This window comes from Armatimonas sp. (assembly GCF_964826245.1).
The window spans coordinates 1-5,131 of sequence record NZ_CBAYMC010000276.1 but is presented as its reverse complement, the minus strand read 5'-3'; the positions used below and the strand labels follow the sequence as shown (position 1 = coordinate 5,131).

Annotated in this window: 6 protein-coding genes; 3 read left to right on the top strand and 3 right to left on the bottom strand. The window is 55.2% G+C overall.

The window, feature by feature from the left end; all coding sequences use genetic code 11:
• Positions 1–225 precede the first annotated feature (225 nt).
• The 3 genes from AC1XOS_RS19515 to AC1XOS_RS19505 all read left to right on the top strand — a co-directional run bounded on the left by AC1XOS_RS19515 (position 226) and on the right by AC1XOS_RS19505 (position 1,976).
• Positions 226–411, top strand: coding sequence for a YtxH domain-containing protein (locus AC1XOS_RS19515; RefSeq protein ID WP_481963887.1), 186 nt, complete (start codon positions 226–228; stop codon positions 409–411).
• A gap of 84 nt (positions 412–495) precedes the next feature.
• Positions 496–1,095, top strand: coding sequence for an ANTAR domain-containing response regulator (locus tag AC1XOS_RS19510; RefSeq protein WP_481963886.1), 600 nt, complete (start codon positions 496–498; stop codon positions 1,093–1,095).
• Positions 1,096–1,328: 233 nt separating this feature from the next.
• On the top strand, positions 1,329–1,976 hold the full coding sequence (locus tag AC1XOS_RS19505; RefSeq protein ID WP_481963885.1) for an RNA polymerase sigma factor: 648 nt from the start codon (positions 1,329–1,331) through the stop codon (positions 1,974–1,976).
• Between the two features lie 54 nt (positions 1,977–2,030).
• Here AC1XOS_RS19505 and AC1XOS_RS19500 read toward each other — a convergent pair whose 3' ends face one another.
• Genes AC1XOS_RS19500 through AC1XOS_RS19490 form a run of 3 tightly spaced genes read right to left on the bottom strand, consistent with a single transcriptional unit; the run spans position 2,031 to position 4,650 of the window.
• Positions 2,031–3,020 (bottom strand): response regulator, encoded by a 990-nt coding sequence (locus AC1XOS_RS19500; RefSeq protein ID WP_481963884.1) that lies wholly within the window; start codon positions 3,018–3,020, stop codon positions 2,031–2,033.
• Positions 3,021–3,034: 14 nt separating this feature from the next.
• Positions 3,035–3,214: a hypothetical protein gene (locus AC1XOS_RS19495; protein ID WP_481963883.1), complete on the bottom strand. Its 180-nt coding sequence runs from the start codon at positions 3,212–3,214 to the stop codon at positions 3,035–3,037.
• The gene (locus AC1XOS_RS19490; protein ID WP_481963882.1) at positions 3,211–4,650 is read right to left on the bottom strand and encodes a sensor histidine kinase; all 1,440 of its coding nucleotides are present in this window, start codon (positions 4,648–4,650) and stop codon (positions 3,211–3,213) included. The genes AC1XOS_RS19495 and AC1XOS_RS19490 overlap by 4 nt, the downstream gene beginning before the upstream one ends.
• Positions 4,651–5,131: the final 481 nt, after the last annotated feature.

The window sequence follows — 5,131 nt, the reverse complement described above, 5'->3', positions numbered from 1 at the left end:
TTTTCAGGCCGTCATGGGGCCAAACCCATTTTATCAACTCGGCACTGCGTAAGGTGAGATTTTATCTTTGAGAGGCTCATTCATGGTTTTGATTCTTTCTTTATGTTAGGGGGATCAACGGACTTTATGTTGGAGGCCCAGGCTTGGTTCCGTTGATTTTTTGAGGAACCGGAAGGCAGCGAGCAACATACGATCCCATGAGAAAACGAGAGGATCTATAGACACATGAATAAACCAATTGCAGTGGTGGGTGGTATTGTATTAGGAGCAACAGTTGGGGCAGTCGCCATGGTGCTGTCCGCGCCCGCTTCCGGTAAAGAAACGCGGAATGCGATTCAGAAGCGCTCCAAGTCTCTTCGGAACCGCCTGAGCCGAAAGTCAAAGCGGGTTGTCGAGGAAGTTGTCGCTTAGACACGGCTAGCTCTCCCAGCGGAAAGGAGCAAGGCCTCATCAGGTCTTGCTCTTTTTGAGCTGTCAAACGAGGTGATGGAGACCATGGAAGAAAGTAAAAGTACAAAACTAAGAGCCCTTCTCGTGGAAGACGAAGGGATGACGATTCTTTTATTGCGGCGGGCGCTCACAACCGCAGGCTATGATGTGGTCGGCGCCGTCTCGGATGGAGAGCAAGGAGTCGTGGCGGCACGGACACTAAAGCCCGACTTTGTGATTATGGATATCAATATGCCACGGATGAGCGGTATCGAGGCGGCACGTCTGATCACCGACGAATCGCCGATTCCGATCATCATGCTCACGGCCTATAGCGACGAAGTCCTGGTGGGTGAGGCCATCGGCGCTGGGGCCTGTGCGTACTTAGTCAAGCCTGTGGTTGTCGAGCAGATCGCCCCCGCCGTTCGAACCGCGCTGGCACGCTTTGATGTCCTCAAAGAAGCTTACCAGGCAAACACCGATCTCCGTGACACGCTCGAAACGCGAAAGCTCGTGGAGCGGGCCAAGGGAATCCTGAGCCTGCGCTTGCAGCTCTCCGAATCCGATGCATTTCGTAAACTTCAGAAGAGCGCCCGAGATAAATCTCAAACTCTGAAGTATGTCTCTTTGGAAGTGATTCGTGCAGACGAGTTACTTTCTTCCTAATTTAATTCTCAAGTTTTAAAAATACTTCTTGACTTATCTGATAAACCCGGTAATACTATTGATGTGTGCACTGAATCAGATAATTTCTGATACCAGTCAGTTGCTTTCATAAAATATTTGCTTGGCCCTGTTCGTCATGCAAAACATTGAGGTCAGGATTGCCTCGCTTCGAGATGTTGATTCATCTCGGCGAAGTAATTCTGACTTTTTTGTTTGTGCCACGGAGAACAACCATGCAAGTTAAAATGACCTACTCGACTCCAATGCCCGCCTCGTATCTTTCGTCTCGTTCCCTAGAGCGCTTGAGCGATCAACAGCTCCTCGACCGTAGCAAGGCCGGAGATACCGATGCCCGCCATGCCCTCGTAGGGCGCTACCGCTCGGTGATCCGTGCAACGGCCACACGCATGTCCTCTAACCGCCAAGATGCGGAGGACATGGACGCCGAGATCTACCTCCATATCTTTCATGTCATCAACTCCTGTAAGTTCATCGGAACCCTACCCGGCTGGATCAAGCGCGTCTCCATCAACGAGATCTATCAGGCATGGCGTCGCAAAGGCCGCCAGCCGCTCCAGACTTCCCTAGAGGCTGTGCTAGAGGCCAGCGGCGACGCGGTGCTCTGTGCAGATCCCCATGAGAACCCGGCCACCATTTTAATTGAGCGCACCGAAAAAGAAGCGCTGACCGAGCGATTGAAAAAAGCCCTGCTCTCGCTCCCCGAGCACCAGCGCATTCTCTGCGATCTGTACTATGATCAGTGCCGCTCGTTTGAGGAGATCTCCAAAGAAACCGGGCTTGCGATGGGGACGATTAAGTCCCGCCTCTTCCGGGCACGCGAGTCTATGCTGCGGAAAATGGGTGATCTTGCGATTGCGTAGCGCCGCACCAAACAGAACAAAGATAAAAACCGGGAGCTTCGTGCTCCCGGTTTTCTATTTTTTGAAGTGCAGGCGCACCCGTGCCCCAAGGGGAGCGGTCTCGTAGCTCAGGGTGCCCGCCAGATCCCACGTGCCAATGCTCTCGATGATGCTCAGGCCCACGCTAGAGAGCTTACTCGGATCGAAGACCTCAGGGAAACCAGGACCCTCGTCGCTAACCTCTAGATGAAGGTAATCGCCTCGGTCTTTGAGGGAGATCGAGATTGCCCCCTGACCGTGCTTAATCGCATTGGAGACCAGCTCATTGAGCACTAAAGAGAGTGCGCTTAGCTGCTTAATACTCAGTGCGATGTCATCAGCCTCCAGGGTAAGTGTCCGTGGCCAGAGCCCGGTGGCCATCGCAGGAATCAAGCGCTCCAGGGCGAAGCGTGCAGGGACCGTGTCCGGCGCGGCTCCGGGAACGCTGGTCTGGTGGAGTAGCAGATCGTGCAGAGTCGCTAGCCCGTGGATATGGCTTGCCAGCCGGGTCAGCGAGCTACTCTCGGAATTCTCAAGCCGAATCGCCTCAAGCAACCCCAGGAGCACCTGCAGGTTGTTCTTGATGCGGTGCTGGCTCTCGCGAATCGCGAGCTGGAGCCGTCGGTTCAGGTCCTCGATCTCGGCCAACGCGACGAGCCGCTCCCGGCGCTCTCGCGCCTCACGAAGCGCACGCTCGACCAAGGGCGGCAGGCGATCCAGGTGGTGCTTGAGAAGAAAGTCCGTCATCCCAATCTTTAGGCACTCCACCGCGCGGCCCTCACCCAGTGCTCCCGAAAATAAGATAAAAGGAGTTCTGGGATCGTGCCGTTGCAGGAGCCGAAACGCCTCAATGCCATCAAAGCCACGCAGCCGAAAATCCGAGATGACCAGCTCGGGTGGGTTTTCGGTGAGCGACTGGAGATAGTCCGCTTGATTGGTGACAAGCGTGACATGGCAGCAAATATCAGACTCTCCAAGATACGCCCGAACCAGCTCCGCATCATTGAGACTGTCTTCCAGGTGCAACAGTTGATACACTCTCACTGTGGCAGCTCAGAGTCGTGCGGTGGTTCGTTGGTCTTTGTCCAGAAGCTACTGATGGATCGAAGTGCCTGCGCATACTGCCCAAAATCAATGGGCTTGACCACGTAGCCATTGAGTGCGCCCAGGGCAAGCTCAATATCATTGGGGTTATCTTCGACAAGTAAAATGGATTTCATAGTGGCTGTTCCAGGCACGCGAGAGGCAGTGAGAAGTAGAAGATCGCGCCATGGCCGGGCTCGCTCTGCGCCCAGGTGCGGCCTCCGTGTCGGACGATAATGCGGCGCACGGTCACCAGCCCGATTCCTGTCCCTTCGAAGTCCTCGGTCTCGTGCAGGCGCTGAAAGACCCCAAAGAGCTTCTCGGCGTGCGACATGTCAAAGCCGACCCCGTTGTCGCGGACGGAGAACTCCAGCTCCGTGCTGGTCTTGCGGTACCCGACCGTAGTCTGGGAAGTCTCTTGCTTGCTGGAGTATTTCACGGCATTGTCGAGTAGGTTTCGCCAGACCTGGTTGGCCAGCACCGGATCACCCCAGATATTGGGAAGCGGCATGACCTCCCAGCGGATTTTATGTGCCGGGTACTCTTCATTGAGCTCCCCACAGATCCGGTCCACGATCTCCTGCATGGGGATCAGGCTGTGGCGCAGCTCAGCGCGGCTCATGCGCGAGAACGTTAGTAGATCATCAATGAGCCGCCCCGCGCGAAGGCCCGCCTCTTTGATCAGGTTGAGATAGCGCTGCCCTGATTCGTCTAAAAGCCCTGCAGACTTCTGCTCCAGCAGCTCGGCAAAACCGACCATGTGGCGCAGGGGAGCCCGCAGGTCGTGCGAGACGGTGTAGGAGAAAGCCTCTAGCTCGTTGTTGGCTATCTGAAGGTGCTCGTTGGCCTGCTGAAGGCTCTCCGTGCGGTCCCCGACGCGGGCCTCAAGCTCCGTGTTGGCCAGGCGCATCACCGACTCGCCTCGGAACCGCTCGCGTAGCATGAGATAGGCCAGAATAAAGGTTGCCACCAAAGCCGCGCACGCAATGCCCGCCGCTCCAAAGATCGTCAGGCGGGTCTGGCGCTCAAACGACCTCGCCTCCGTGTGGCGTGCGAGGGAGAGGTGGCTCTCCTCCCGCTCCATATCACTGAGGCAGGCCAGAAGCGCCGTGGTGTAGTTCTTCGAGGAGAGCGCCCGCATCGTAAAAGCCCGCGACGTATCCGCTTTCCAGAGCTCGCCCAGCTTCTGCTTATGGCTCACCGCCTCCGCCACAACGCGAACCTCGTCTTCAACAATCACGCGCAGCTTCTTGATGTTTTCTAGCTGCTCGGCATTGTCTTTGACCAGTGTATTGAGCGTGTCAATATCGGTTTTCATCGCCTCTTGGGCATTTTCCATGGTCTGGATATTAGAGACATCGTCGAGGAGGACGTAGCCCCGGCCCGCCGAGATCGACTTCTCAAACTGGATCTGTGTGTCGCGCAGCTTCACGCGCACCTCCCAGGTATGGGCAACGCGCTCTTGCGCCTCGGTCAAGCCCTGCGTCGAGCGATTGGCCAGGTAGGCATCCCCAATCAAAAGCGAGAGAAAAAGGCTAAAAACAACTGCCATCCGCCAGCCATAGTATTTCATTTGTGTCTGCATCTATCTGAGGCTCATAGGTCATTAGGGGGAACCTGGTTCCTTATACGGCATCTGGATTTTACGAAAGAAGTCAGACAGAGAAAAAGACAAGAACGATATACGCAACCTCGGGATTGATCTAGGGGTGTTTGCAGTCCACAAGACGCTCAAAGGCGATACGAAAACCGGCCTTGCACTAGGAAATGGAGCAGCATATACCGCAAAAAAGGACGAATCCTAGCGTAAGGCACAAAAAAAATCGGCTACTGGATCCTGTGTTCCTCTCCATAACTAACGAATTAAATAAGAAATAAAAATGAAAATCAACTACATCCTCACCACAGCCGCTCTCGTCCTTTTAGGTGGCACTGCCCATGCGGAGATGCCCGTTGGGCTAGGCGGCGAGACCCTCTTTGTCTTTAAGGCAATCCGTGATCTCGACAAATCCGATCAAGAGCGCTCCGACGATGTCTACGACCGGCTACGGCTT